Origin of the sequence: Sporosarcina soli (genome assembly GCF_042655805.1) — a bacterium.
In the GTDB taxonomy this organism is placed as follows: domain Bacteria; phylum Bacillota; class Bacilli; order Bacillales_A; family Planococcaceae; genus Sporosarcina; species Sporosarcina soli.
Genome location: NZ_JBHSNO010000008.1, coordinates 264,342 through 290,107, shown reverse-complemented (window position 1 = coordinate 290,107; position 25,766 = coordinate 264,342). Strand labels below are relative to the sequence as shown.

Below are 25,766 nucleotides of genomic sequence, written 5' to 3'. Positions count from 1 at the left end.
CGAACCGTCATGATTGTTCGAGCGATGTTTTTGGAAGTTCGTGACACATTGTTTTGATCTAGATAAAGCTCATTTGGCAGATTGATCTGATTTAGTTAGCCGGCCTTGGACCAACGGGCTTGCCGGTATTTTCAGCTGTCAGGATTGGGCGAACAGTAATATCTCCGTTCACAAGAATTTGACAAGATAAACGCAAACAATCGTCAATTAAAGTATCGTCAATTCCTTTATCCGCAAAAGCTTTCTTTTCCTTATTGGTTACCTCCAAGTAATCACCTGCTAAAACCTCTACTCTACAAGTCGTACAAATGGCATTCCCTCCGCAACGATGAAGGATACTTACGCCGTTATCTTCCAGTGCCAAAACTAACTTTTTACCCTTTTCCACCTCAAAAGTTCCTCCGCCGATTACGGTCACGTAAGGCATTTTGCAGCACCTCAACAATGTTTAGTTTTAAATGGTTTTTACAATAGTTATTCTCTTGCTTTCCATCCTTAAGACATGAAATGCATAAAAAATTCCCACTGGGCCAATCTTTAAGTATATTTAGAAGATAAATTTACGTAATAAGAGTGAAAAAAGAGGAGGAGAGTATTCGTGAATAATGTTGGTTGTGATTTTTCACCGATGAAACAAACATTAACAGAGGATATTCATCAAGTTATAACAGCCTTACAAAATAATTTAGAAGCAATAGATAACGAAGAGAATTGTCTTCTTGGTAATTTTGAGAAAATTAAAGAGGATTTTTTGGACATTGAAATGAAAGCTGCAACATTTTATTTGAATTGTTATTTGTCTCCGTTTACGGGCAAATATCCGGAATTGTCAATTTGCGTACAAAATATGTCTAAGCTGAGACATGGTGGCTTAATTGTGATTCAGCGGGAAGACCCTCTTGAGCTTTTGGTGAAACCGGGTATTCCAATTGGAGCAGAATTGACTCATTCTTTGTTGGAATCCATTTTCTTCCCTGGAAATCCACTACACGACGGTGCTGTAATGGTAAGTCTTGATCAAATTGTTTCCGCAGCAAATGTTCTTCCGCTATCAGACAAATTTACAGGTGATAAAAAAATGGGTACTCGACATCGCGCCGCTTTAGGTTTATCCGAACGAAGTGACGCCCTTGTACTCGTAGTATCTGAGGAGACGGGGCGAGTTTCATTCGCTTTTAAGGGAAGTATTTACCCCGTCACTACTCATGGTTCTCTCTAGTGATTTATTGTTTATATGTTTACAGGCGGATCTATGAATTCTAAAACACATAGATCAGCCGAAAATCACTTCTAATGCCTTGACGTAATTCAATATATGATTAAACCTTCTACTTTGGGGGAATATGTAGAACGGTACTACATTGAAAATATGTATTTATTGTCGAGGTGATTCTAATAAAGATCATGAAAAAATAACAAATAGTATATGCGAATTTGGTCTATCAGAAAAATAATGAAGAAATCAAAGGAGCGAAAAAAATGTCAAATGTAAAATTAGCTGTTGTTTTTTATAGTATGGGTGGTACAAACTTTCAATTGGCAAAATGGGCAGAAGCAGGAGCAAAAGAAGCAGGAGCCGAGGTTAGAGTGCTGAAAGTACAAGAATTAGCCCCACAGTCAGTCATAGAGGGAAATGAAACTTGGAAATCGACTGTCGAAGCAACAAAAGATATTCCAGTAGCGACATCAGAGGATCTTGAATGGGCAGATGCAATCATCTTTAGTGTCCCAACACGATTTGGAGTTATGGCATCACAAATGAAGCAATTTCTTGATATTCAAGGTGGACTATGGGCAAGCGGTAAGACGATTAATAAAGTGGTAAGTGCAATGACTTCTGCGCAAAATCCACATGGTGGCCAAGAAGCTACATTATTATCCTTATATACTGCTATGATGCACTGGGGTGCCATTATTGCTTCCCCTGGCTACACTGACCCTGTCCTATTTGGCGCAGGTGGAAATCCTTACGGAACAAGTGTAACCGTTGATCAAAATGGAAAAATGATTGAGGATGTGCAAGCAGCTGTTAAGCATCAAGCAAAACGTACAGTCACAGTCGCGGAATGGGTTAAAAAAGGGAACCAATAAGATTATTTCATAATCAATTACGCCTCGGCGTAATTGCGTCCAGATTTTGAATCGAGCCTGCTCGATTAACTCCTTTCAAAATCTGTGACATCCGCGGGCCTACAGGATGTAGGTCATGCAGTCGTTGCGAATCGAACAGCGGAGGGTTCGATTTGCCTTAATTTCTGCGATCTTTGCAGAAATTAAGGCACTTTCCTTTTAGGACGTCGCGCACTTAGACTGCCCTCCATTATTCGTTCAGCGGGCGTTTGGACACCCGCTGAACAGAGAACAAAACCGGCATTCATCTCGCCACCTATAGAGGTGGGAGTCTTCTGTAGCTGACGCTTCGCTTTCAGTACAAAAAGATTTGCTGAATGAAGATAAATAATGAAAAAAGGCAATTAAAGCGATTTAATTGTCTCTTCTTAAATAAGTAAACTATCAGATTTGTATTTGGTAAGTCGTACATATGGCATCTCTTCGCGAGATGAAAGATGTTTCTTCTGTTATCCTCCAGTTCCAAAATTAACTTTTCCCTTACTGTTGAATTATTTATTTTTAGTAATGATTAATGTCATTACCCCTCGATTCTGGTAATTCTGTACGTGGAAGAGACTTTGGCATAGATTTTTAAAATAAGAAAGTGGATATCATTAAGTGACTATCAGTTGACAATTTGGAATTTGGTATATATAATTACCTTGAATTCGAGATAATTGGGGAAGGAGTGATTATCATGAATCATCAAATGAATGGGTTTGAAGAAGATTTGTCTTTGAAGGTGTTTATTGTCCTGTCTAGGGCGTTGCAATCCATCAAAAAACGTGTGGAAGAGGATATCAAATGTTTAGGACTAAATCCAACTGAGTTTTCTGTTCTGGAATTAATCTATAGTAAAGGCGATCAACCTATACAAAAAATTGGCGAAAAAGTATTGATTGCGAGTAGTAGCATTACCTATGTAGTCGATAAGCTTGAGAAGAAAAAATTAATTGAGAGAAAACCATGTATGAAAGATCGCCGTATCACATACGCAGCAATCACAAACGAAGGAACTGAATTGATGAATGAAGTTTTCCCGAAACATAGAATTGCTATGAAAGAAATTTGCGGCAAATTAGATTCGAAAGAAAAAGAAGTCCTAATAGAACAGCTGAAAAAATTAGGTTATCATGCGCAAAATATTTAAATTTTTTTATCTTAATCTCTCGAATTCGTTATTTGTTAAATCAAGATAAATGAACTCGAAATTATATGAAATAGGGGAATACTTATTATGACAACAACTCTAACAACAGATTTTTACACAGCGCTCAAAGAAAGACGATCGATTTACGGGATCAATAAAGATGTAAGCGTATCTGATAAAAGAATTAAAGAAATTGTTGAATTTGCTGTGGAATATACACCTTCAGCTTTCAATTCTCAAACTGCTCGTTTAGTTGTTTTATCAGGCGAAGCACATGATAAATTATGGGACATTACAACTGAAACATTAAGAAAAGCTGTTGGTGATCGGGATTTTACAGCAACTCAACAAAAAATGGATTCCTTTAAAGCAGGATATGGTACCGTATTATTCTTTGAAGATGAAGCAATCGTTAAATCTCTTCAAGAACAATTTTCTTCTTATGCTGATAACTTCCCAATTTGGTCAAACCAAGCATCAGGTATGCACCAATTAGTCGTATGGACAGCATTACAAGCAGAGGGACTAGGAGCGTCTTTACAACATTATAATCCGGTAATTGATGATGAAGTGAAAAAAGAATGGAATATCCCTGCTAATTGGAAACTGATTGCACAAATGCCATTTGGTAATCCAATAGTTCAAGCAGGAGAAAAAGAATTCCAGCCACTGGAAGATCGAGTAAGATTCCATAAGTAATCTAACGTTTTATAAAGATGAAAGTGTGTGTCTAGTTCCTGGGGAAATAACGGTATGATCTCCGAGGTATCTAAATTTTTTTTGGGTGAATACCTTGAATTGGCGATGTATTAATTCAAGGTAAATGATTAAATAACTTAATTTGATAGTGAAAACAGGAGGAAATATTTGATGTCGAACAAAAATGAAGTTGGAAAATTGCTACTACGTATTGTACTGGGGCTTGTCTTTTTGGCAAACGGATTTACTAAGTTTCAAGGTGGTATAGAAAATACAGCAGGTTGGTTTGAAAGCATAGGGATTCCAGGCTATCTTGCTTATGCAGTAGGTACGATTGAATTAGTAGGGGGGATTGCTATTATCCTCGGTTTAGGGACACGGATTGTATCTTTGCTATTCGGTATTATCATGGTTGGTGCAATCTTTACAGTGAATTTGCCGGCTGGTTTTCTAAATGGCTATGTTTTCGATTTGGTATTATTAGTCCTTGCGGTGCACATTGTCTTAAACGGCAGTAAATTATATTCTCTTGATCAACTGATCGTTAAAGGAAAAGAAGCTAGGAATTCCTAAACTTTAATGTCTTGCCGTCGAGAGACAGGAAATTAATTACGTTAAATAATAAAAAGAGACAATCAAATCAGTTTTGATTGCCCGGACTGTAGTTAATACTGGTAAAACAGATTTGTCTACAGTCTCTTCTGTGTTGGTATCGGTGATAACTGGATAATTAAGAAGATGTGATATTTTGTTTTTGAAACAGCGCTTGTCAGGGATTCAAACGATGGTAACGCTCGGCAACAAATGCCAAGTCTTGCACAAATAATGAGCGCAAGTTCGGACGGCGTCTTATAGCGAGTGGATGGTACGCGACTGCTGTCGGATAGCCTTGGACGTCATGCCAACTACCGCGCAATGATTTTACTTCGGCTTCGGGATCTTGGAAAAAAGATTGAACCGCCACATTACCTAAACAAAGAATGAGAGATGGCTTTTTTTCTTGTAGCTGTTGTTCTAAATGCTGCATACAAATTTGACGAGTCTGGACTTTATCGTAACCGCGTACAGGTTTTCTTTTTAGAATAAACGTAATGTATAAGTCATCCATCTGCAAACCAGCATTATTCGCTGCTTGTTGGAAAGTTTGGCGCGTTCCGCAAACAAAAGGATTCCCTTCGAGATCCTCACGGGCGCCAGGATTATCTAAAAGAACGAGAACACGGGCTTCCGGATTTCCTTCTCCCCATACCATACGTGTCCCGTGTTGATATAAACCGCAATCCTCGCAATTTTTAAGCTGTTCAGGTGTCGGTTCTTCAGGTAATGCAATTGGGCAAAATTCGGTCATGGTTTCCAACTCCTAATCGAACTTCATCCCATAAGTTTACCTAATACATAAAGTTTTTATTCGGAAGGATTTCATTCTACTAAGCAAGCAAGTGCCCTAAACGATCCTCATGTACATATACTAGCGTATAAGCTAAGAATAATCATTCAACCACATGGTTAGAGGAGCGATGGCTTTGTGGCAAAATAACCAGTTTTTTAACGATGATGAGAAACCAAATAATGATATACCTCTGAATAGGGGAGCAAAAATATCTCTTTGGGGTTCGGCGATATCGACATTGGGGGATGCGCTGCAAACGCTTGGTGGGGCAATTTCGATTGAGGAAGACCGGATTTCAGATGCTCAGCAACAACAGGCGATGGATAAATTGCAAAGTCAGATAGATGAGCTGAAAAAACAACAATCGCAAAATTCCACAGATAGTTCCGACGTTGAAAAGCTTGGAAAACTGTTGGAGAGACTGATTGAGCGATTGGAAAAAATCGATGAACAGAAAAAGTGAAGTGCAGACTTGTCACTTGTTTCCTAATCTTCAACTTGGCGAAACTGTCGTATATCAAAACGATCCCAACGCCTTTTCTTGTTGGGATCGTTTTGATGTTTATGAAAAAAGGTTCAACTTTTCAATTCTTCTTACGGCTTCTCTTAAGCGTTCCTCATCATCCAGTAGACCAACTCGGACATAGCCTTCGCCGTATTTACCAAAACCGTTGCCAGGGGCTACCGCGACATCTGCTTCATCCAGTAATAATTGGGTGAACGATGCACTCGTATAACCTGCTGGGACTGGTAACCAAGCGAAGAACGAAGCGGCGGGTGCTTGGACATCCCAACCGATGCGTCTGCATTCGTCAATAAAGACATTGCGCCGACCTTCATATAGAGCAATGAGTTCGCGTACATTTTCCTGATCACCAGAGAGGGCTGTAATGGCAGCACGTTGAACAGCCGGGAATTGATTGATGAATAAATGATCTTGCAATAAATTTATCGCTTCAATGATACCTGCATTTCCGATCGCGAAACCGACGCGCCAACCTGCCATATTATACGTTTTGGACAATGTATACATTTCTATCCCGACTTCTTTTGCCCCTTCTGCTTGCAAGAAACTGACCGGCTTTTTGCCGTCAAATCCGATGCCGCCATAAGCGAAGTCATGCATAATGGCAATGTCATGTTCTTTGGCGAGCGAGACTGTCTCTTCGAAGAATGGAAGTGTTGCTGTTGCACTCGTTGGATTGTTTGGGTAGTTCAAGTACATTAATTTAGCTTGCTTTTTTTGTTCAGCTGACAAGCTGTCATAGTCTGGAAGGAAATTATTATTGGCAAGTAACGGGAACATTTCATGACGAATATTGGCCAAGCTGACGCCGGATAAGTAATCGGGATAACCCGGGTCAGGAAGCAAGAGCAATTCGCCTTCATTCATAATGGCAAGCGGCAATTCAACCAATCCTGTTTTCGTGCCGTATAGGATGGCGACTTCCGTATCCGGATCGATATCCACGGCATACTCACGTTTATAAAAATCTGCAACAGCACGCTTCAATTCAACTGTTCCACCAAATGGTGCGTAACCGTGTGTTGCCGGATCCTCGACGGCCGCTTGTAAAGCTTCGACAATATGAGGCGGAGTCGGTTGATCGGGGTTCCCCCGTCCTAGATTGATGACGTCCCGACCTTCAGCGAGCGCTGATTCCACATTTTTGACGAGTGTGGAGAAGAAGTGGGGAGGTAAGCTTTTTAAGCGATTCGATATGGTCATGGAAAAACCTCTTTTCAATTCATAATGGAATATAGATCTTGTAATGAAGTAAGTATACTAGGTTCAAAGTCGAAATGACAACATTCATAGAATTCTTACTGAAATGAAAATCATGTTGACTTTTGCGATTGTACAAACTATTATATGATGTATACTCAAATTCAACTTCATATTGTAACTTATCAAGAGCGACCGAGGGATAGGCCCGATGACGTCCAGCAACCCCTTGTATCATACAAGGAAGGTGCCAACTCCTACAGGGTGATTTTCATTCTGAAAGATAAGCTGAAACAATTTTTCGGTGCTTCTTTCATTGATGAAAGGGGCGCCTTTTATTTTATTGAGGTCAGACAGGAAAATATATGATTTTCAAAAATATGAGTGTCTAGACTCCGGACGCTTTTCTATAGAAAGTATAGAAAGAGGAGAAATTTATGATTCAAATTCAAAAAGTGTCGAAAGTCTATCAAACAAAAGATCGGCTTGTAAAAGGGGTTGACAATGTATCCCTTGAAATTGGAAAAGGTGGAATTTTTGGTATAGTTGGTTATTCCGGGGCGGGGAAAAGTTCTTTGCTTCGTTGTTTGAACCTATTGGAGAAACCGACAGAAGGTACAATTCTTATAGATGGCATCAATTTGACGGAGTTAAAAGGGAAACAGTTGCGTCAGGCTAGATTGAAAATAGGAATGATTTTTCAACATTTTTATTTAATCAGTCAAAAGACTGTATATGAGAATATCGCCTTCGCTTTGCGGGCTGCCAAAACGCCTAAGCAACAAATCGATGATCGGGTGACTGAACTGCTTGAAATGGTCGGATTGTCGGAGAAGCGCAACGTTTATCCGGGTCAATTGAGCGGTGGTCAAAAGCAACGGGTCGCTATTGCGCGTGCCCTTGCGAACAATCCGAGTGTTTTGCTCTGTGATGAAGCGACGTCCGCATTGGATCCGAAAACGACATTGTCCATCTTACGGTTACTGAAGAAAATTAATCGGGAATTGGCTATTACAATCGTTTTAATCACCCATGAAATGCATGTGGTGAAAGAGATTTGCGACCGTATGGCCATTATGCAGGATGGAAAAGTGATCGAGGAAGGGCAAGTGTATGATATCTTTTCGAATCCGGTGGCAGAGTTGACGAAAGAGTTCATTAGCAGTGTTGTATCTTTTGAAGTTCCGGACACGATTTTGGCGCAATGTACAGGAACCATAGTGAAATTATTGTTTAAAGGAAATGTGGCTGGAGAAAGCGTCATATCAGAAACCATTCAGCAGTTTGATGTCCACGGGAATTTCTTGCACGGTTCGATTGAATACATTCAAGAGATGCCGCTAGGAACATTTTTAATGGAATTGCAAGGGCGGGAACCGGATATCGAGCGTGCCATTTCCTATATGTCCACCCGCCATGTCCATGTGGAGGTGATCAATAATGGGGATTGAGGTTCAACGGATCGTCGAATTATTGCCGGATATGACGAAAGCATTTGGCGAGACACTTTATATGGTAGGAATTTCGTTACTTGTTGCACTCATCATTGGGCTTCCGCTAGGCATTTTGTTGTTTGTGACCGATAAAGGATTGTTTCTTGAAAATACAGTTATCAAATCGGTTATCGGTTTTATCGTCAATATGGTGAGATCCATTCCGTTTATCATTTTACTTGTTTTACTGATTCCTTTAGCGACTCTATTAGTAGGTACAGCATATGGACCGACAGCTGCCAGTGTATCCTTATCGGCAGCGGCCATTCCTTTTTTTGCAAGGATCGTTGAGACGTCGTTTCGGGAAATCGATAAAGGCGTAATTGAAGCGGCGATTTCAATCGGTGCCAGTCCGTGGATGATTATCAGGGATGTTTTATTGCCAGAAGGGAAATCGAGTATTATTCAAGGTTTGACGTTAACGGCAATCAGCTTGGTTGCTTATGCTGCAATGGCGGGAGTTGTTGGCGGTGGAGGAATCGGGGATTTAGCCATCCGATTTGGGTACTATCGCTACGACAAGACGATTATGGTTGTGACAGTTATCATTTTGATTGTGCTCGTGCAACTTATTCAATTTGCGGGCGATCGACTTTCAAAAGCAGTCGATAAGAGATAAGAAGGGGAGAATGACAGATGAAGAAATTATTATTGACAGTACTGATCCTTGTACTTGGTGCGGCTTTAGCTGCATGTGGCGGCAAAGAAAAGGCCGGTGACGATAAAACATTGACGTTTGGAGCAACAGCAGGTCCATATAGCGATATGCTGAAAAAGGCGATCATTCCGGGTCTTGAAGATAAAGGTTACAAAGTGACAGTGACGGAGTTCGGTGATTATATACAGCCAAATAATGCATTAAATGACGGGAATGTCGATGCGAATCTCTTTCAACATACTGTTTACTTGGAAAACTTTGCAAAAGAAAATAACATGGAATTATCGAGCTTGATCGTTGTCCCGACCGCACCGCTAGGAATTTATTCGAAAAAATTTGAGTCGATTGACGATATTGCAGACGGATCAACAGTCACGATTCCTAATGATCCGGTCAACGCGGCGAGAGCGTTAATCGTGTTGGAGGCTAACGGTCTAGTCGAAATCGATCCAAACGTTGAGCCATTGAAGGCATCTGAGAAAGATATCGTGAAAAACCCGAAAAATTTAGTGGTGACACCGATTGAGGCTGCACAACTTCCCCGCTCTGTTGAAAGTGCAGACGTGGCGGCAGTACCGGGTAACTTTGCGCTCGCGGCAAGCATGAATTTAACGGATGCGCTTGTTTTGGAAGATATGCCGGACCAATTCCGTAATGTGGTTGCTGTAAAAACGGAAAACAAGGACGAGCAGTTTGCAAAAGACATCATTGAAGTGATTGAATCGGAGCAATTTGAAAAAGTGATCGACTCGGATTTCCAAGGGTTTGGAAAACCGGCTTGGATGCAATAAGTAGCCAAACAACCAGTCGATTGAATATGAATAGCCAAAAAGCCATCTAAACGGATGGCTTTTCTTTATTTCAACCTATTCATCGGAATAGTCGCCGCGCAGTTGTCTTTTATTTTTTTCAATCAATTGTTCGAAATAGGAGGTTGGCTTTTCCGAGGTTTGCTTCGGTATAGGGTCATCTGGAATACTTTGCGGATTTAATTCTGTACGGTCCTTAGTTAAGTCTAGTGAATATTGCTTTATGTCGACATCAACCATAATTTGTGTCTTTTCATTAGGAGGATCTTCTTGGAATAGATCTTCATGGTCAGTTGGTTCGGTAATTTCAAGCGGTTGTTCGACATTTGAAGTGGCGAAACTTTCTTCAGTCTCATCGATTATGGTTTCTAACCTGGTAAACCATTGCTGAAGGCTGCTGTAGTGAACTTGATATTCGGGTGAATCTTTTCTTATCCGCATGTTCGGCGAATGATAAAATCGGATTAGATACCTCGGATTTACGTTGTTGTTCACAATAATTTCAAGGTCCATTGAACTGATTTTATCGATAGGAGGACCAGATGCATTTTTCGATTCTACTTTTTCCTCACTTACTTTATTGAGCAAGTAGTGGGTGAAATGGGTATCCCTCTGAACGATAGCTGTCTGATGATGATCCTCTGTGAACTTCACGGCTAGAATATCGGAGTAATTGTAGGATTTGATAGTATAGGGCATTCCAACATATGCTTTTGTGACGTTTTGTACTTTATCTGAATCGGCTGCCCAGAAGTACACTTTTCCATGCTGGTCATCGATAGCGATTTTGGTCAATAAATCATAAGAGGTAAAGGATTTTAGTTTATGGAAATCGTCCACATCAGGCTGGAAGGTCTGAAGGAAATCCAGCTGTTTTAATTTGCGTTTTTCTTCAATCCGGATACCTAATGCGATGAAGATAATGGCTATTACGAAGGAAACTACAATGGAAATGACTCCGAGTGAGATAGAGCTTTGGAACAAAAAATAGCATAATAGCACAATACCGGTAATCGGTGTAAGACAACCGAGACCGGCCAATAGATTTGAAAGTTTAGATGGCATGAAACGGACCTCCACTGGCACAATACATTTTTAGCGATTTATATCTATACGGGACATCATCAAATAAGTTTCAAAATGCAATAAGAATGAAGCATTTCCCTAGTGATCAAGTGGGAAATGCTTCGTTTTTTAGTTATTCATTCACTTTTGCCGCTTCAATTTCCTCTGTTAACGCAACGAGTTCGTCAATTAATTCTCCGATATAGGCAATAGTGTCACGCAAAGGTTGCTCTGTTGTAAGATCGACACCTGCCATTTTGGCCAGTTCGACCGGAGATTTTGTACCACCCGCTTTCAAGACGTCCAGCCATTGATCGACTGCAGGTTGTCCTTCCTCTAAAATGCGCTTGGATACTTGTGTAGAAATGGTCAAACCAGCACTGTAAGTGTATGGATACAAGCCCATATAATAGTGTGGCTGGCGCATCCATGTCAATTCAGCTCCGTCGATTATGTCAACATCTTCACCCCAGAATTCTTCCAGGACTCCGCGCTTAAGATTATTCAATATGTTGGCATTGACGCTTCCGCCTTCATCGATGCGCTCATATACTTTTCGTTGATAAGCTGCTTCCAACAAATGCGTGACGAAGTTATGGTAGTAGGTTCGCGCGACTATAGATGAAATGACCCATCGCTTGAATTTCGGATCGTTCGAGTTTGCGAGTAGATGATTCGCCATCAACATCTCATTCATCGTTGAAGGTGCCTCTATGAAATAAAGGGATGGACGTGCGTTGAACACATTCTGCTCACGATTGGCATTGTAAAAATGTCCTGCATGTCCCAATTCATGGGCTAATACGAAGACATCTTCCATGCTGCCTGTCCAGGAAATCAAGATATATGGATGGTTGCCGTAGGGGCTTGAGCAGAATGCACCCGTCGATTTCCCTTTGTTTTGTACAAAGTCGATCCAGCGTTCTTCATAAGCACGATCGACCATATGGATATAATCATTACCCATGATTGCAAGGGCATCATCGATGTATTTTTTCGATTCTTCAACTGTGATTTTCGGTTCATAAGTTGGATCGAGTGGAATTTTTAAATCAGCAAATGTCATTTTATCGATTCCGTGTACGCTTTGAAGAAGTTTTGCGTATTTACGCATATGGGGTGCGAGTTCGTTCATAATTAGATCAATTTGACGGTCATGCATCGATTGATCGACTTCTTGATTGAAAAGCAAATAATCGAAAATCGATGGGTATCCGCGTAAATCGGATGTCGTTTTTTCAATTTGCAAATGCATATCATATGTTTTTGCCGTTGTATGTTGGTACTCTTTCAGTTTGGCGGAAAAAGCTTCAAATGCTGCACGACGCACAGCAGTATCGGGTTCCGATTCCCAATCGCCTTCGAAAGTGACATAGCTTAACGGATAGCTTTTTCCGTCAACTTCGAAATCTTCAAAAGCCATATCGACCATTTTCGTTGTGTTATACAAGCCATAAGGTCCATTGAAAGTGGAGGAGTAAGCGGCTAATGTTTTCTCGACTTCCGGATGTAATTGATAGTCTTTTTTGCTGATCAGTTTCTCTAAAAAGTTCTGGAATTCAGCGGATTTTTGCATCGCTTCTTGTAATACTTTAGTCGGCAACGATAAAAGTTCGCTGTTGACGAAGCTCAGCTGACTTTCGATTTGTGCAGCAATCGATCCGAATTTGCTTGAACGCATTTGCGCTTCATCATTCGTTTGGTCCGTACTGGCTGAAAGGCGGGCGTAGGTAGCAACTGGAACGATTTTTTCGGAAATTGTGGCATAGCCTTTCAAGCCTTCAATGACGGTAGATGCATCTGTCAGCTTTCCTTTGAATTGATCTGCATAAGATGCAACTTCTTTTTCCAGTTCGGTCACTGCGCTATTATAGTCTTCTTCGGTTTTGAAGAGGTCTTGTAAATTCCATGTTTCTTCACTATTTACTTCTGAACGAAGTGGTAAACTTTTAACCAATTAGATCTCTCCCTTTTTATTACGGATGTCGAACTAATACCAGTATATAGTAGAATTAGATGAAAGTAAAAATACGAATCGATCTTTTGGCAACTTTCAGACTAACGCTCTCCCAATTAAGATTTTAGAAGCCGTTCCATTTCTTCGGCCACGACAAAAGCAAGGTCTTCATTACCGAATAATTGCAAGACATCAAGCATCATTTCATGATCGATGTGGATGTTGTCTTCATCATCCATTTCTTCGATTATCCTCCGCATTGCTTCGTTTTCTTGCTGAGAAGGATAGGCCCGTTGATATAATTCTTTTGGGTCCAGTTGATGATTGGCACACCATTGAACAAATAATCGGATCATCAGTTGCTCATCTTCTTGATATTTTTGAATGATTTGTTCATCCATATTTTTGAAATCCATACAGTCAAACTCCTTTTTTGGTACACTCATAATAAGTATATAGGAAATTTCATCAGTTTGTTTGGAAGGGGTAAGGGGAAATGAAAATTTTTATCATCATCGGAATAATTATATGTTTGTTAGTCGGTGGGGAATATGTACTGAAAAAGAAATTGAAAGTAATGAAGCATGAGAAAATGGATCCTAGTCCAAAACGGATTGAAAATATTGGTGTAACCATTCTCTTTATAGGTTATCTGGTTGTTTCTGCTACGTTCATTTTCAAATATGACGATGTGAATGTATTATTCCTCATGTTACCTTTTTTCATTGTCTTGTCTTCGTTCAGAGCTTTTATGGAATGGCGATTTAATCGGCAAGCAAGAAAATGGGCAATGGAAATCTATTCGCTCTGTGCGTTTAGTGTCTTAATTATTTTTTTACTCGTTGCGGGGGATCAATTATTTGGATAAAGGACAAGAGACGTCTCTTATCCTTTTAGCCAACAGGGAAAAAACCCTTATTTTACATAAATCGATTTAAATTTGATTTTCGACGAAGAATTTGACTAGCCAGTTGACATCGAGCGGTCCGTCAACAATTTCGTAAAAGTTTTGTTCGTTTTGGATGATGAGATTCTTGGTGACAATCACGCTAATCAAATTGTCGTTTTCGTCTTTTAAACTAATGACAAATTGATCGAAACGATCATCTGTATTGATTTCTTCAGGTCGAAGTTTTCGAACGTGATAATCTTGAAGGAAATCGAGTAAATCCGCAATTTCTGTTTCGTTTGATACATTCCATGATACAGATCTGACACCATCCGGGGCCGGTTTTGTAAAAATAAGCGAGGTGAATGGCGTAGGATGAGAACCGAGTAGTTCTGTCATCGCTTTTGCCTTGTAGTCATGAAAAGATTGGAACATGGCATAAGCGCCGCCCACCATAATGAGTATAAGTAGGAATGCTCTTATTTTCATTTTGAATTCCTCCTGCAATTCGTTTCTATATTATACGCGAACGAAGCTGTAGAGTCTCCAGCATGTGACTATATGAAGATATGCCTACCGTCCAAGAAAAATTTGTCTAAAGGGGGTGTTTGCGTGTTTTTGAAAAAGGTAACATTGCTCCGTGGGAAAGGGGAAAAAACGACATCTTATCCGTTTACAATCCCTTCGATTCAATCGATGACAGAATTGGAATTAACAAAGAAAGTGACTTTTTTCGTCGGGGAGAACGGTTCGGGTAAATCGACGCTATTGGAAGGGATTGCTGACCTATGTGGGTTCAATCCGGCAGGTGGAGGTAAGAATAATCTGTACGAAGTGGATGCTTCCGAAAGTTCATTAAGTGATCATCTGCGCTTATCGTGGATGCCAAAAGTGAAAAATGGTTTCTTTTTACGGGCAGAGTCCTTTTATCATTTTGCTTCACACATCGATGAGTTGGCTAAACAACCTTTCGATACATATGGTGCTTATGGGGGGAAGTCATTACACAAACAGTCACATGGCGAATCGTTCCTTTCCCTGTTTTTAAATCGGTTCAAAGGCAGAGCAATCTATTTATTGGATGAGCCCGAAGCCGCTTTATCTCCGCAAAGACAATTGACATTTTTGCGTGTCATGCACGATTTAATAAAAGAGGCGGATTGTCAATTTATAATTGCAACGCATTCGCCCATTATTCTCGGTTACCCGGATGCGACAATTTTGAGTTTTGACGATGGTGTCATAAAGGAAATGGATTATGAGGCAACAGACCATTATCAAATTACGAAGTATTTCTTGGATCATCGGGAAAAGTTTCTGCAAGAAATTTTGAAAGATAAATGACCTGTCGGAATGTTATAATAAGTCCGAAGGGGGAATGAGGGAGATGAAAAATGAAGTAGTGCATGCAATTCAAGATGATTATCCGGATGATTTTGCGTGGTGTTTCGGCTGTGGCCGATTGAATGAAGAGGGATATCATTTTCGGACAGGCTGGCTAGGAGAAGAAACAGTGACGTATTATGAGCCGTCGACCAAACATATCGCGATTCCTGGATTCGTTTATGGCGGATTGATCGCTTCACTTGTTGACTGTCACGGGACAGGCTCGTGTGCACTGGCGTTGCTTCGGAAAAACGGTTTCGAACCGGGGAGCGGTGAAGTGCCTCCACGATTTGTTACAGCTTCTTTGAATGTGAATTACTTGAAACCGACACCTCAAGGGAAATTGCTGAAAGCGGTTGGAAAAGTGGAGGAAATCCATCCGAAGAAATGGAAAGTGACCGTTGAAGTCTTTGCGGATAAAACATTATGTGCAACGGGGGAAGTTGTCGGTGTTGTCATGCCGTCAACATTTGCACAGAACGAATAAGCCTATAACATAAAACAAGCTGATTGCCATATGCGATCAGCTTTTTTGCTGTTTATGAAAATAATCAATTACGCCTTGGCTTAATTGCGTCCCGATTTTGAATCGAGTTTGAGGCCTACAAGACGTAGGTCATGCAGTCGTTGCGAATCGAACAGCGAAGAGTTCGATTTGCCGTATTTCTACGTTCTTCGCAGAAATTAAGGCACCTAATCAGGACGTCGCGCACTTAGACTGCCTTCCATTATTCGTTCAGCTGGCGTTTGAACACCTACTAAACAGGAAACATAACCGCATTCATCCTGCCAACTATAGAGGTGGGAGTCTACTGCTGAATGAAGATAAGTGAATGAAAACTGAATAGTTGGGTAGACTGCTTAGGATTCTTCGATTTAAACGTAAAGAAGATAATGTAATATGGAGGGAAATGTGATGAGAAAAATAGTCGAAATTTTTGCGGCTGTTTTGATGATTGTGATGGGTGGAAAACGCGAGAGCGACTTGATCCAACAATTAGTGAAAGAACGAACAAGATGAAAGAGTGGTCCATTTTGAAATTCGACGGATGTAGAGTTGAATAATGATTGACATGAAACCATTTGGTTGCGTATAGTAATATATGCAACCAAATGGTTTCGCTTTTGAAAGTGGGAGGAATTGATATGTCAAAAAATGAAAATTTTGCAGAAGTAAGAAAAAATGTAATGATCCATGCACCAATCGAAAAGGTGTGGGAATATGTTGCGACCGCTGAAGGGATTGCGGCTTGGTTCATGCCGAATGATATGGAGCCGATTGAGGGGAAAGAATTTATCATACAAGCCGGGCCATGGGGTAACTCTGCCTGTAAGGTAACTGAAGTGAGTCCGCCGAACCGTTTATCTTTTGAATGGGGAAAGGATTGGCTTATCACGTTTGAGTTGAAGGCAACGGAAAACGGAACTGAATTGACATTGATCCATGCCGGTTGGAATGAAGAGGAACAGACAGAATTTGGGGAATCCCATTTGGAAGTGCGTTCACGTATGTCATACGGATGGGATGGACTCGTTCTCAAACTGAAAAATGTAGTGGAAGCATAAATGGCAGAAGGGCATCAGCAATATGATGTTTTTCAAGCAATCGCAGATCCGACGCGACGTAAACTGCTCGAGTTGCTTGCTGGTGATGAAATGTCGATTTCAACCATTAGCAAGCATTTTCCAATGAGCAGAACAGCAGTGACCAAGCATTTGAGCGTGTTGGAATCGGCGGAACTTGTCCGTTCTCAAAAAATGGGACGTGAAAAGATATACCGTCTGGAAACAAAGCCCCTACAGAAATTGCAGTCCTGGCTGGAATTTTTCGGACCCTTTTGGGAAGCTAAACTTTCGGATCTTAAAAGAATCATTGAAAAAGAGCAGCGTGAAGATTGATTTCAAAACTTATGATTTGTTGCGACAGTTTACCTGGAAAGTCAGGGCAATCTCATCTTATGCTACTTAATCAATCGAAAGAAAAATGATGTACTTGATTCGCGTACATCATTTTTCTTTCATGTTTTCATATGTCATTTACGACTTCTTTCACTTGTATGGGTGTCAGGGCTTTTGTCTGATCGAGGTAAATGAAAGCATCGTACCGTTTGCCGATTTGGGAAGGGACGTAGTTTCCAAAAGCTTCAAATTCGGGATTATAGACGACCCCGATCGCGCGGTGACCAACCCATCCGGAAAAAACATCCCGGTTGGTATCATTGAATACATACAATTTGTCGTAAGCACCAGCTTTGTGTAGTAGATCTTCCCACGAATGTTGACGCGCAGGCGGTACATCGATGCTATCGAAGGGGAGTCCCCATTTTTCGGCTGCAATGACTGTGCCACGATGCGTACCGAATCCGATTGCAAAGACCTCTTCTTTTTTATGTTGTTCACGCAGCAATTGACCAACATTTAACATGCCATCGTCCTGCATCGTAGTTGCGCGGGCATCCCCGATATGTGTGTTATGCTCCCAAACGATGATTTTGGTATCCTCTCCGTGATGGTTCCGTATTTCATGTAGGGCTTCGACCATATGTTCATCACGGATATTCCAAGAATGGGCATTGTCTTGGAGCATCGCCCGGTAATAGTCTTCCGCATTTTTGGCGACGAGTGCATTTACTTTCAAATTCAATTCTGATTCCTGTTCATCATCATAGTGTTTGGCGTGTGAACGGATGGATGCCAACAGATTACTGACTTCTTCAATGCAAGCTTGCGAAAAATGCGCGGTGGAAATGGCATAATGTTCAGGCATGCCGTTAAACGGTTCAAAACAGGAAAAGGCTTTCTTAGCCAATTCCAAATCGGCGCCAGTAGGATTGGTTTCGGTTAAATACCGGATGATTTCATCGATGGATTCCCAAAGGCTGTACAAGTCTATGCCGTAAAAACCGACCTTTTGTTCCGGTGCTTTAAGACTGTTATGGATTTGCAACCAGTTGATGAGCGCTGCAATTTCTTCGTTTGCCCACATCCACGTCGGCCATCTACTAAATGCGCTTAACACCTCATGTACCGTCAAAACTTGCTTCCCATATCCTTTTATAAATCTGTTCACCTGCTGAGCGGATGGCCAATCGCCTTCCACCGCAATGGCAGAGAATCCTTTCTGTTCAATCAGCAATTTAGACAACTTCGCCCTGACTTTATAGAATTCCGAAGTGCCGTGACTCGCTTCCCCTAATAGAACGATTTTTGCATCTCCGATTGCTTCGAGAAGAGGTGCAAAATCTGCATCCGATTCAAAAGGGAGTGCGTAGCGCTTTACCGCTTCTGCAAGTGTGTCTTTCATGTGAAAACCCCATTTCTTTCAAGGTATTCGGATAGTATGTCCATCTAGCCGTTTGGTAGCCGTTAGAATGTGGAATACAACAATAAAAAAAGTGGGATCGTTCATTTCAATCATGTACAATTGAAACAAATGAACGGTAAGGGGAGATTATCATGCTGACCGCTGTACTAATCGTTGCAATTGTCATGACCGTACCGATTACTGCCATCATTACGGATCACAATCGTAGAATCGCGAAAATTAAAGCGGAAACGGTTCGTGATGAAATCGAATTGGAGAAATTAAAACAGCAGAACTTTATTGTAGAAACGGAGAAAATGAAACTCGAATTGGAGAAGATGAAGCTGGATTATACATCGGGGCAAAATGAATTACTGAAAATCGATAAATGACATCCTGTGAATCGAGAACGTTCAAAAATGCTATTGGTTCAAATTCAATCGAAAGTCGATGAAACTTCCTCTTTCTATATACGTATAATTAGGTACAAGAAGAAAGTAGGGAGGTTGTTCGAGTGGAAAAAACAGGGATGAAAGTGTTGATACACGCCAGTGCTTTTTTTGCCCCCTTTTTAGTGCCATTTATTATTTTTCTCGTTGCTCACTCTACCGAAGATGACGAAGTAAAACGGTTATCCATACAAGCGATTCTGTTTCAACTTGTGATGGGTGTGATCCTCTTTATTTCGACGTTGCTCATCGTTGTGATTATCGGGATTCCGATGGTTATCGGTTTTGGACTTATGTGGATCATCGTCCCGATCATCGGTATTGTGAAAGCGGTGAATAGCGAAACGTATAATTATCCGATTGTCGGCAGATGGATCTAATGAAAAAGGAAGGACTGACTCGAAAATCATTGTCATGGATTTTCGAGTCAGTCCTTTTTTATGTAAGCTCTATTGGGAGCGTTTGGTTTTTAGGTAACCGAATGCTCATATAAGAAGCGATGATCAATAAAATGATGGAAGCAACAAATGAAATCGTATAGCCTCCGGTCATTTCAAATAATACACCGGGGATAAAAGAACCTAAAGCCGCCCCGAATTGATGGCCGAGAAACAACCAACCAATGACACTTCCAACGGATGTACCTTGAAAATAATCCGTCGCCAATTTGTTCGTCGGCGCTACCGTTGCGAAATTGACGATGCCAAAACTAATCGCAAAAATTAATAGTAAATGGGACTGAGTAATAAAGATTCCTATCAAGGATAAATCACTTAGGATGACTAACAATAGTATAATTGTCAGCAACCTTACTCCGTACAACCCGAACAGCATATATCGACAGCTCCAGCGATCGGCCAGGTAGCCTGAAAATGCGGTTCCCAGAATATTGAAGCCTGCCAATAAACTCACTGCAACCCCCGTGACAGTAGGCGATATGCCACAAAATTGCGCGAACGGTATGAGATGTGTATCCATTAAGCCTGTTGTTGTGACACCACATACGAAAAATGGGAAAGCTAAATACATGAAGTCTTTTCTTTTAAGCAACTGAAAGATTGATAGGGATCGCTTGATCTCCGTTTTGACGTTATACTCATTCTTTTCGTGACTTACCTCATTCGATTCTCCATACGCTTGAAGATTCTTTTCTCCAGGATGTGTACGCAGGAAAAGAAAAATTAGCGGGAAAACGATGACTGTTAAGAAAAAACCTAATACTAATACAGTCGAACGCCACCCAAGTTGATGGATTAACAATAAGGCGGCAGGAACAAGAAAAAGCTGGCCTGCTGCAGTTCCAGCAGACATTAAACCTAATGCGAACCCTTTCTTTTCCTTAAACCAGTTTGCAATGATAATAGCACCCGCCACATTTGAGGCCCCGCCAAAACCGATTGAAGCAATCACACCGTAAATAACGATAAGTTGCCAAGGACTGGTCGCAAAAAAGGTGGAAATGGTAGCGAAGCCGATTAGTAATATACTTAGGGAAATAATTGGTCTGACACCGAATCGATCAATCAATTTTCCGACATACGGTTGAGTGAAGGCGAACACAATATAACTAATAAAGGAAATCAACGTAATGACGCCTCGGTTTGTTGAAAAGTCGGTTTCCCAAGGTTCGATAAAAGCACCAAACGACAAACGTACACCTTGTGCGGCTAATAGTGTAAAGAAAGTGAGTAGTAAAATGATCCATGCGTAATGTATTTTCAATTTCAATTCAAAACCCTACCCTTTTCAAATTCAATAGCTACTAAATTTACGATAGCTGAAGAGGACTTATTTGTAAATTAGAAATTATGAATCGTTCTGTTCATTTTTCTCTCACAATCGGAATTGAGTATTTATCGGTGAAGATTTTGTTAGCACAAGCATATACATCTACAAATAAAACAAAATGGGTGGGGTTTGGTGTATCTTTTGCAGAAAGCTTTGACGATCCTAATCGGTAGTTTTTTAGTCGCATGCGGTGTTAATGCCTTTCTTTTGCCGCACAGTTTGCTCGATGGAGGCGCATTGGGCATCAGTTTGATCTTCCATTATGTTTTGGATGTCAAAGTGGGGATGACTTTTTTACTGATCAGTATTCCGATTTTTGTTCTTGCTTGGATTTTTTATCGCTCTTTTTTCTATAACGGTATCCATGGGATGCTCTTTTCTTCGCTCATTATCGATGTTTGTTATCCGTTGCAGATAATCGGAAGAGAAACTCTCCTATCTCCATTAGTGAGTGCAGCATGTGGGGGGATTTTGATTGGTTCGGGGGTCGGCATCATGCTTCGACATGATATTAGTATTGGTGGGACAGACTTACTTGCGCAAATGATTGCAAAAAAAATGACGATCAATCCAGGCATCATGATTTTGATCATAGATTTTCTCATTGTCTCGGTCGGCAGTTATTTGATCCAATCGGTCCACTTACTTTTATCGGTTACGACCGTCTTATTTGTCGGGCTTACTACGAGTATGATCGTTTCAATTTCTCCTAAAGCCGTCGATATGCATACACAATAAAAGTGATCAAATTTGAGTGAATTCTCAAATTTGATCACTTTTTTCCTTCTCTTTCTCCTTCACCATATTAAAACCGCTGTACGTGTCGATGATGTTTGTGACGACAACTAAGCAGACGACTGCGTTCATTACCAGTTGAATGATATCCGTCATTTTTTCAGACGTGCTGTTATAAGTACCGGCCAAATACGTGGCAAATTCAGGATTGAACAGTTTCGGATCCATTGCAACGACAAGGATGAGTACAATCCACATTAAGTTGACGAACAGGTTTCCGACTGCATGCTTTGCCGTCCATTGGTAAACATCCGACTTATAAATCGACATAATGACTTCGAAGGTGATCAATAGAAGAGCAGCAGGAAAATAAGTTATTAGCACTTCACCGTTAAGTATGGACATATGCCTTTCCAACCCTTTCTAATGTGATTCAGTCATATGAAGAGTGTAGCCAAAAGAATTGTCAATTATAAGTGAAGTTAAAGGGATGTATGATACTTCCTGAAATAATGGTGAGCTTGTAGGGCATATCGATTCATATATTTGTTTGCTAAGTTCAATTGTTCTGCTTCGACCAAGAATGGATTGGTCATCCTTATTTTTTTATACCCCAATTATCTTGTTGTTAATCACTTTTATCTATTTTCAAAGGGATATGGATGTTCTGAATATCTAAAAATAAGATTGGTTGTGCTAAATGAGATTCTCGCTTTACTGATTTTCACAAAAAAACCCATCAAACAGTTTGATGGGCGGTAGATGATTATGCGTCAATCCAAGTTGTCAATTTTTTGGCATCTGTTTTCGTATAAGGTTTCGGTTCGAAATCCGGATAACCGAGGTAAATAAAGGCGGAGAGTTCTCCTTTTTCGGATAACCCGAAGAAGTCGCGCACTTCTGGACGATAACAAATGGCGCCCGTTCTCCAAACGGCACCGAGTCCGAGTGCATGAGCTGTTAATAGCATGTTTTGAACTGCGCTACTTACAGCGGCAAATTCTTCTTTTTCAATGATTTTGTCCTCAGTACCCGGTTCAACACCGACAGCAATGATGACAGGTGCACGGAGCGGATTGCGTTCACTACGTTCAATTTTTGTTAAACTGTCCGCAGAGAGAGGATCGTCCTGTTGGGATTTTGTAATAGAGGCAAGAACTTTTCCTAATTTCTTGCGACCATCGCCACGCAGGACGAAAAAACGCCATGGTTCTGATTTATGGTGGTTGGGCGCATAGGTGCCTGACTCAATAATTTGTTCGATAAGCTCTTCAGGCACTTCTTGATTTGTTACAAGGGAAATGCTTCGCCGTGTTTTAATCGCTTCATGGATATTCAAATGGTTTCGCCTCTTTCTATTGATAATGACTCTCAACTACTAGTATAGCGTACGTAAAGGATATAATCATTGTTTTCGCTTTTGTTCATATCCCGATAACGCAAGTGTTTTCAAAATCTGGATATAATTCATTTCATTTTCCGGAATTTACGATATACTAAGTCTATTGAAAAATTTAGAAGACAGAAAGAGTGTGAGGACTAATGGCTACAATGAAAGAAACATCGATTTTGGGCAACCCGGTTTATCCGATCATGTTTGCAATCGGTGGTTGCCATTTACTAAATGATACGCTGCAAGCAGTCATTCCGGCGTTATTTCCAGTGTTGGAGCAGGAGAAAGGTTTAACGTTCACTCAACTTGGATACATCGCTTTTGCTCTGAATATGGTTGCATCTGTTCTACAGCCTGTTGTCGGCTTTATCAGTGATAAAAAGCCGATGCCTTTTGCACTTCCAACAGGTATGATTTTTTCACTGATCGGCATGGCGGGGATTGCATTTGCACCAAATTATTGGACGTTGTTAGTTGCCGTCATTATACTCGGATTGGGTTCAGCTGTTTTTCATCCGGAAGGTTCGCGTGTATCATATATGGCGGCAGGTTCGAAACGGGGGCTTTCCCAATCGATTTACCAAGTTGGCGGGAATTCGGGACAAGCGCTCGCTCCGTTGATCGGTGCATACATATTGGTGCCTTATGGTCAAAAAAGCGCAGCCTTTTTCATAATCGTTGCGGCAATCGGTTTTATTATTTTGATGAAAATATCGACATGGTATAAAAAGCAGTTAGAACAAGAACAGACGACAAAGCGAAAAAAAGTACTCCTGTCTTCGTTGGGGAATTTGACGAAAAAACAAGTTGGTACTGCTCTTACATTGATTTTTGTTATCATTTTTGCCCGTTCATTTTACGTAACGAGCATTACGAGCTTTTTTATTTTTCATTTGATGGAGAAATACGATTTACAAAGTGAACGAGGGTTTTTGTATATCTTCTTATTTATGGCATTCGGTGCGTTAGGCACATTATTCGGAGGACCGATGGCAGATCGGTTTGGTAGAAAGAATATCATCATGCTTTCACTCGCAGTACCGCTTCCTTTCTGTCTGATTTTGCCGTATGTTCCGTTGTGGGCGGTTGTCATACTCTTGATGTTCATCGGGTTTGTCATCATGCTCAGTTTCACGGTAACAGTCGTCTATGCACAAGAATTAGTCCCGAGTAAAATTGGCACAATGGCAGGCTTGACGGTCGGACTTTCATTTGGGATGGGAGCAGTTGGAGCAGTCGTTGTCGGGATTTTTATGGACCACTTAGGAATTCTTCCGACAATGATAATAATATCGTTATTGCCAATACTTGGGCTTGTTGGCTTGGCACTTCCACGTGATCAGAAACTAACAGCAGCACCGAATAATGGATAAAAAATGCCAGCTTCCACAAACGGTGGAAGCTGGCATTTTCTTAGGTCATTTTAAAAAAATAGTGACAATGCACATAGGAAAGATTATAATAGGAAGTCTGTGAAAAAATGAAAAGAAGGTGAACTGATTTGACGCGTGATCAAAAAAAGAAAATGCTTATCTTAATGGTGAACATGTTTATTGCGATAGGAAGTTTTGGTATTATTATTCCCATTTTACCGGCGTATTTAATATCGATCGGACAAGGGGGCAAAGCGGCAGGATTGATGCTCTCGATCTTTGCGGGTGCACAGCTGATTATGTCTCCTATTGCAGGGAAATGGGCGGATAAGTATGGGCGAAGAGTGATGATTATTGCAGGGGTAAGTGTCTTGGCCATTTCGATGTTCGTTTTTTACTTTTCGGACTCAATCGGTGTGCTGTATCTTTCACGTGTTATTGGCGGAATCGGAGCAGCGCTGTTAGTGCCGGCGATCTTTGCTTATGTTGCTGACATTACGTCGATGGATCAGCGGGCAAAAGGAAATAGTCTTATTTCTGCATCGATGTCGCTCGGCATTGTAATTGGCCCTGGTATTGGTGGTTTTTTAGCGGATTTCGGTTTGAAAATGCCGTTGCTCGTTTCAGCGATCGTGGGGGTTTTTGCGGTTGTTTTCTCAGCATTCATGCTGAAGGAAAGCCGTGTCGCAAAAGTGGATGCTCCTAGTAAAAAGCCAGAACCGATGGTGAAAGAAATTGCTCAATCCGTTAACAAACCTTATTTTATCCCTTTAGTCATTACGCTCGTTATGAGTTTCGGTTTGATGGCATATGAATCGGTTTTAGGCCTTTTTGTCGATAATCAGTTCGGGGCTTCTCCGAAAGATATTGCGATCATGGTGACATCAACAGGTATCATTAGCGTGATCATTCAATTATTTGCTGTTGATCGGGTTGTGCGTCGGTTTGGGGAAAAAGCTGTTCTGAGTATTTTCCTCGGAGTTGCTGCACTCGGGTTTTTACTTTCCATCATTGCTCCAAGCTATATCCTGTTTTTTGGGGTGACAATGATCATTTTCCTTGCAACTTCTATTTTAAGACCTGTTCTGACTACGCTGATTTCAAAATTGGCCGGAGAGGAGCAAGGGTTCGCAATGGGCATGAACAATGCGTATATGAGCATCGGTAACGTACTCGGTCCGCTTCTTGCGGGCGTATTGTACGATGTACAGATTTTGTATCCGTTCATGCTAGGGTTAATTGTCCTTGTGGGAACGATGTTCTTATCGATGAAATGGAAAAGTCCACGCGCAACAGTTGTATAAGGTTACTTGCAGCCATCCATTTCCCTTGGATGGCTTTTCTAATGGTGTAAAATGGTATCGTTCAAGAAACAGATCGCTTTACAAAC

30 protein-coding genes and 1 riboswitch are annotated in these 25,766 nt (G+C 40.9%); of the genes, 19 read left to right on the top strand and 11 right to left on the bottom strand.

Annotation, left to right across the window (positions count from 1 at the left end; translation table 11 throughout):
- Nucleotides 1-91: 91 nt before the first annotated feature.
- On the bottom strand, nt 92-427 hold the full coding sequence (locus ACFPRA_RS16660; RefSeq protein ID WP_381437177.1) for a 2Fe-2S iron-sulfur cluster-binding protein: 336 nt from the start codon (nt 425-427) through the stop codon (nt 92-94).
- 171 nt (nt 428-598) lie between these two features.
- On the opposite strand from ACFPRA_RS16660, the gene cdaS reads away from it, so the two are divergent.
- The 5 genes from cdaS to ACFPRA_RS16635 all read left to right on the top strand — a co-directional run bounded on the left by cdaS (nt 599) and on the right by ACFPRA_RS16635 (nt 4,534).
- Nucleotides 599-1,219, top strand: a complete 621-nt coding sequence (gene cdaS, locus ACFPRA_RS16655; RefSeq protein WP_381437174.1) for a sporulation-specific diadenylate cyclase CdaS — start codon at nt 599-601, stop codon at nt 1,217-1,219.
- 260 nt (nt 1,220-1,479) lie between these two features.
- Entirely contained in the window at nt 1,480-2,091 is a 612-nt protein-coding gene (gene wrbA / locus ACFPRA_RS16650) for an NAD(P)H:quinone oxidoreductase type IV (protein ID WP_381437172.1), read from the top strand.
- Nucleotides 2,092-2,809: 718 nt separating this feature from the next.
- Nucleotides 2,810-3,262 (top strand): MarR family winged helix-turn-helix transcriptional regulator, encoded by a 453-nt coding sequence (locus tag ACFPRA_RS16645; RefSeq protein ID WP_381437170.1) that lies wholly within the window; start codon nt 2,810-2,812, stop codon nt 3,260-3,262.
- A gap of 87 nt (nt 3,263-3,349) precedes the next feature.
- Complete coding sequence (locus tag ACFPRA_RS16640) at nt 3,350-3,961, top strand: nitroreductase family protein (RefSeq protein WP_381437168.1); 612 nt, start codon at nt 3,350-3,352, stop codon at nt 3,959-3,961.
- Between the two features lie 171 nt (nt 3,962-4,132).
- Nucleotides 4,133-4,534 (top strand): DoxX family protein, encoded by a 402-nt coding sequence (locus ACFPRA_RS16635; protein WP_381437166.1) that lies wholly within the window; start codon nt 4,133-4,135, stop codon nt 4,532-4,534.
- A 196-nt stretch (nt 4,535-4,730) separates the two neighbouring features.
- On the opposite strand, the gene ACFPRA_RS16630 is transcribed toward ACFPRA_RS16635, so the two are convergent.
- Nucleotides 4,731-5,309 carry a uracil-DNA glycosylase gene (locus ACFPRA_RS16630; protein WP_381437163.1) on the bottom strand — a complete coding sequence of 193 codons (579 nt, stop codon included), beginning with the start codon at nt 5,307-5,309 and terminating at the stop codon, nt 4,731-4,733.
- A 175-nt stretch (nt 5,310-5,484) separates the two neighbouring features.
- Between ACFPRA_RS16630 and ACFPRA_RS16625 the strand changes: the two genes are divergently transcribed.
- A complete protein-coding gene (locus ACFPRA_RS16625; RefSeq protein ID WP_381437160.1) occupies nt 5,485-5,814 on the top strand; it encodes a hypothetical protein in 330 nt (109 codons plus the stop codon).
- Nucleotides 5,815-5,913: 99 nt separating this feature from the next.
- Here ACFPRA_RS16625 and ACFPRA_RS16620 read toward each other — a convergent pair whose 3' ends face one another.
- Nucleotides 5,914-7,080, bottom strand: coding sequence for a pyridoxal phosphate-dependent aminotransferase (locus ACFPRA_RS16620; protein ID WP_381437157.1), 1,167 nt, complete (start codon nt 7,078-7,080; stop codon nt 5,914-5,916).
- 176 nt (nt 7,081-7,256) lie between these two features.
- A riboswitch (SAM riboswitch) is annotated at nt 7,257-7,367 on the top strand.
- 147 nt (nt 7,368-7,514) lie between these two features.
- Here ACFPRA_RS16620 and ACFPRA_RS16615 point away from each other — a divergent pair.
- Genes ACFPRA_RS16615 through ACFPRA_RS16605 form a run of 3 tightly spaced genes read left to right on the top strand, consistent with a single transcriptional unit; the run spans nt 7,515 to nt 10,019 of the window.
- Nucleotides 7,515-8,528: a methionine ABC transporter ATP-binding protein gene (locus ACFPRA_RS16615; protein WP_381437154.1), complete on the top strand. Its 1,014-nt coding sequence runs from the start codon at nt 7,515-7,517 to the stop codon at nt 8,526-8,528.
- The gene (locus tag ACFPRA_RS16610) at nt 8,518-9,189 is read left to right on the top strand and encodes a methionine ABC transporter permease (RefSeq protein ID WP_381437151.1); all 672 of its coding nucleotides are present in this window, start codon (nt 8,518-8,520) and stop codon (nt 9,187-9,189) included. The genes ACFPRA_RS16615 and ACFPRA_RS16610 overlap by 11 nt, the downstream gene beginning before the upstream one ends.
- A gap of 17 nt (nt 9,190-9,206) precedes the next feature.
- Complete coding sequence (locus ACFPRA_RS16605; protein WP_381437147.1) at nt 9,207-10,019, top strand: MetQ/NlpA family ABC transporter substrate-binding protein; 813 nt, start codon at nt 9,207-9,209, stop codon at nt 10,017-10,019.
- A gap of 75 nt (nt 10,020-10,094) precedes the next feature.
- Here the strand turns inward: ACFPRA_RS16605 and ACFPRA_RS16600 are convergent, their stop codons facing one another.
- The 3 genes from ACFPRA_RS16600 to ACFPRA_RS16590 form a co-directional block, all read right to left on the bottom strand.
- Complete coding sequence (locus ACFPRA_RS16600) at nt 10,095-11,102, bottom strand: hypothetical protein (protein ID WP_381437144.1); 1,008 nt, start codon at nt 11,100-11,102, stop codon at nt 10,095-10,097.
- Between the two features lie 133 nt (nt 11,103-11,235).
- Nucleotides 11,236-13,059 (bottom strand): oligoendopeptidase F, encoded by a 1,824-nt coding sequence (gene pepF, locus ACFPRA_RS16595; protein ID WP_381437141.1) that lies wholly within the window; start codon nt 13,057-13,059, stop codon nt 11,236-11,238.
- A 116-nt stretch (nt 13,060-13,175) separates the two neighbouring features.
- The gene (locus ACFPRA_RS16590; protein WP_381437138.1) at nt 13,176-13,475 is read right to left on the bottom strand and encodes a hypothetical protein; all 300 of its coding nucleotides are present in this window, start codon (nt 13,473-13,475) and stop codon (nt 13,176-13,178) included.
- A gap of 80 nt (nt 13,476-13,555) precedes the next feature.
- On the opposite strand from ACFPRA_RS16590, the gene ACFPRA_RS16585 reads away from it, so the two are divergent.
- Entirely contained in the window at nt 13,556-13,927 is a 372-nt protein-coding gene (locus tag ACFPRA_RS16585; protein ID WP_381437135.1) for a DUF4181 domain-containing protein, read from the top strand.
- A gap of 66 nt (nt 13,928-13,993) precedes the next feature.
- Here ACFPRA_RS16585 and ACFPRA_RS16580 read toward each other — a convergent pair whose 3' ends face one another.
- Nucleotides 13,994-14,437 carry a hypothetical protein gene (locus ACFPRA_RS16580; RefSeq protein WP_381437132.1) on the bottom strand — a complete coding sequence of 148 codons (444 nt, stop codon included), beginning with the start codon at nt 14,435-14,437 and terminating at the stop codon, nt 13,994-13,996.
- 123 nt (nt 14,438-14,560) lie between these two features.
- Here ACFPRA_RS16580 and ACFPRA_RS16575 point away from each other — a divergent pair, with 123 nt between their 5' ends.
- The 4 genes from ACFPRA_RS16575 (at nt 14,561) to ACFPRA_RS16560 (ending at nt 17,233) form a co-directional block, all read left to right on the top strand.
- Nucleotides 14,561-15,292, top strand: a complete 732-nt coding sequence (locus ACFPRA_RS16575) for an AAA family ATPase (protein WP_381437130.1) — start codon at nt 14,561-14,563, stop codon at nt 15,290-15,292.
- A gap of 43 nt (nt 15,293-15,335) precedes the next feature.
- Entirely contained in the window at nt 15,336-15,821 is a 486-nt protein-coding gene (locus tag ACFPRA_RS16570) for a PaaI family thioesterase (protein ID WP_381437127.1), read from the top strand.
- 659 nt (nt 15,822-16,480) lie between these two features.
- Nucleotides 16,481-16,900 carry an SRPBCC family protein gene (locus ACFPRA_RS16565; protein WP_381437125.1) on the top strand — a complete coding sequence of 140 codons (420 nt, stop codon included), beginning with the start codon at nt 16,481-16,483 and terminating at the stop codon, nt 16,898-16,900.
- Nucleotides 16,901-17,233 (top strand): ArsR/SmtB family transcription factor, encoded by a 333-nt coding sequence (locus tag ACFPRA_RS16560; protein WP_381437122.1) that lies wholly within the window; start codon nt 16,901-16,903, stop codon nt 17,231-17,233.
- Nucleotides 17,234-17,360: 127 nt separating this feature from the next.
- Here ACFPRA_RS16560 and ACFPRA_RS16555 read toward each other — a convergent pair whose 3' ends face one another.
- A complete protein-coding gene (locus tag ACFPRA_RS16555; RefSeq protein WP_381437120.1) occupies nt 17,361-18,638 on the bottom strand; it encodes an erythromycin esterase family protein in 1,278 nt (425 codons plus the stop codon).
- Between the two features lie 152 nt (nt 18,639-18,790).
- Between ACFPRA_RS16555 and ACFPRA_RS16550 the strand changes: the two genes are divergently transcribed.
- Nucleotides 18,791-19,030 (top strand): hypothetical protein, encoded by a 240-nt coding sequence (locus tag ACFPRA_RS16550; protein WP_239390478.1) that lies wholly within the window; start codon nt 18,791-18,793, stop codon nt 19,028-19,030.
- Nucleotides 19,031-19,152: 122 nt separating this feature from the next.
- Nucleotides 19,153-19,467, top strand: a complete 315-nt coding sequence (locus tag ACFPRA_RS16545) for a magnetosome magnetite crystal formation protein family (RefSeq protein ID WP_381437117.1) — start codon at nt 19,153-19,155, stop codon at nt 19,465-19,467.
- 58 nt (nt 19,468-19,525) lie between these two features.
- Here ACFPRA_RS16545 and ACFPRA_RS16540 read toward each other — a convergent pair whose 3' ends face one another.
- Complete coding sequence (locus ACFPRA_RS16540; protein WP_381437114.1) at nt 19,526-20,815, bottom strand: MFS transporter; 1,290 nt, start codon at nt 20,813-20,815, stop codon at nt 19,526-19,528.
- Nucleotides 20,816-21,007: 192 nt separating this feature from the next.
- Between ACFPRA_RS16540 and ACFPRA_RS16535 the strand changes: the two genes are divergently transcribed.
- Entirely contained in the window at nt 21,008-21,613 is a 606-nt protein-coding gene (locus ACFPRA_RS16535) for a YitT family protein (RefSeq protein WP_381437111.1), read from the top strand.
- A gap of 24 nt (nt 21,614-21,637) precedes the next feature.
- Here the strand turns inward: ACFPRA_RS16535 and ACFPRA_RS16530 are convergent, their stop codons facing one another.
- Nucleotides 21,638-22,015, bottom strand: coding sequence for a hypothetical protein (locus tag ACFPRA_RS16530; protein ID WP_381437108.1), 378 nt, complete (start codon nt 22,013-22,015; stop codon nt 21,638-21,640).
- Between the two features lie 361 nt (nt 22,016-22,376).
- Nucleotides 22,377-22,949, bottom strand: a complete 573-nt coding sequence (locus ACFPRA_RS16525) for a nitroreductase family protein (RefSeq protein ID WP_381437106.1) — start codon at nt 22,947-22,949, stop codon at nt 22,377-22,379.
- Nucleotides 22,950-23,152: 203 nt separating this feature from the next.
- On the opposite strand from ACFPRA_RS16525, the gene ACFPRA_RS16520 reads away from it, so the two are divergent.
- Both ACFPRA_RS16520 and ACFPRA_RS16515 read left to right on the top strand, forming a co-directional pair.
- On the top strand, nt 23,153-24,376 hold the full coding sequence (locus tag ACFPRA_RS16520) for an MFS transporter (protein ID WP_381437102.1): 1,224 nt from the start codon (nt 23,153-23,155) through the stop codon (nt 24,374-24,376).
- 128 nt (nt 24,377-24,504) lie between these two features.
- Entirely contained in the window at nt 24,505-25,680 is a 1,176-nt protein-coding gene (locus ACFPRA_RS16515; RefSeq protein WP_381437099.1) for an MFS transporter, read from the top strand.
- The last annotated feature ends 86 nt before the right edge of the window (nt 25,681-25,766 follow it).

What these genes read in the sequence shown, in the direction of transcription:
- ACFPRA_RS16610 (WP_381437151.1), top strand. Translation starts at nt 8,518, where the DNA reads ATGGGGATTGAGGTTCAACGGATCGTCGAATTATTGCCGGATATGACG.
- ACFPRA_RS16520 (WP_381437102.1), top strand. Translation starts at nt 23,153, where the DNA reads ATGGCTACAATGAAAGAAACATCGATTTTGGGCAACCCGGTTTATCCG.
- ACFPRA_RS16600 (WP_381437144.1), bottom strand. Translation starts at nt 11,102, where the DNA reads ATGCCATCTAAACTTTCAAATCTATTGGCCGGTCTCGGTTGTCTTACA.
- ACFPRA_RS16590 (WP_381437138.1), bottom strand. Translation starts at nt 13,475, where the DNA reads ATGGATTTCAAAAATATGGATGAACAAATCATTCAAAAATATCAAGAA.
- ACFPRA_RS16620 (WP_381437157.1), bottom strand. Translation starts at nt 7,080, where the DNA reads ATGACCATATCGAATCGCTTAAAAAGCTTACCTCCCCACTTCTTCTCC.
- ACFPRA_RS16635 (WP_381437166.1), top strand. Translation starts at nt 4,133, where the DNA reads ATGTCGAACAAAAATGAAGTTGGAAAATTGCTACTACGTATTGTACTG.
- ACFPRA_RS16640 (WP_381437168.1), top strand. Translation starts at nt 3,350, where the DNA reads ATGACAACAACTCTAACAACAGATTTTTACACAGCGCTCAAAGAAAGA.
- ACFPRA_RS16645 (WP_381437170.1), top strand. Translation starts at nt 2,810, where the DNA reads ATGAATCATCAAATGAATGGGTTTGAAGAAGATTTGTCTTTGAAGGTG.
- ACFPRA_RS16570 (WP_381437127.1), top strand. Translation starts at nt 15,336, where the DNA reads ATGAAAAATGAAGTAGTGCATGCAATTCAAGATGATTATCCGGATGAT.
- ACFPRA_RS16630 (WP_381437163.1), bottom strand. Translation starts at nt 5,309, where the DNA reads ATGACCGAATTTTGCCCAATTGCATTACCTGAAGAACCGACACCTGAA.
- ACFPRA_RS16605 (WP_381437147.1), top strand. Translation starts at nt 9,207, where the DNA reads ATGAAGAAATTATTATTGACAGTACTGATCCTTGTACTTGGTGCGGCT.
- ACFPRA_RS16585 (WP_381437135.1), top strand. Translation starts at nt 13,556, where the DNA reads ATGAAAATTTTTATCATCATCGGAATAATTATATGTTTGTTAGTCGGT.
- ACFPRA_RS16530 (WP_381437108.1), bottom strand. Translation starts at nt 22,015, where the DNA reads ATGTCCATACTTAACGGTGAAGTGCTAATAACTTATTTTCCTGCTGCT.
- ACFPRA_RS16550 (WP_239390478.1), top strand. Translation starts at nt 18,791, where the DNA reads ATGCTGACCGCTGTACTAATCGTTGCAATTGTCATGACCGTACCGATT.
- ACFPRA_RS16660 (WP_381437177.1), bottom strand. Translation starts at nt 427, where the DNA reads ATGCCTTACGTGACCGTAATCGGCGGAGGAACTTTTGAGGTGGAAAAG.
- wrbA (WP_381437172.1), top strand. Translation starts at nt 1,480, where the DNA reads ATGTCAAATGTAAAATTAGCTGTTGTTTTTTATAGTATGGGTGGTACA.
- ACFPRA_RS16580 (WP_381437132.1), bottom strand. Translation starts at nt 14,437, where the DNA reads ATGAAAATAAGAGCATTCCTACTTATACTCATTATGGTGGGCGGCGCT.
- ACFPRA_RS16565 (WP_381437125.1), top strand. Translation starts at nt 16,481, where the DNA reads ATGTCAAAAAATGAAAATTTTGCAGAAGTAAGAAAAAATGTAATGATC.
- ACFPRA_RS16555 (WP_381437120.1), bottom strand. Translation starts at nt 18,638, where the DNA reads ATGAAAGACACACTTGCAGAAGCGGTAAAGCGCTACGCACTCCCTTTT.
- ACFPRA_RS16615 (WP_381437154.1), top strand. Translation starts at nt 7,515, where the DNA reads ATGATTCAAATTCAAAAAGTGTCGAAAGTCTATCAAACAAAAGATCGG.
- ACFPRA_RS16560 (WP_381437122.1), top strand. Translation starts at nt 16,901, where the DNA reads ATGGCAGAAGGGCATCAGCAATATGATGTTTTTCAAGCAATCGCAGAT.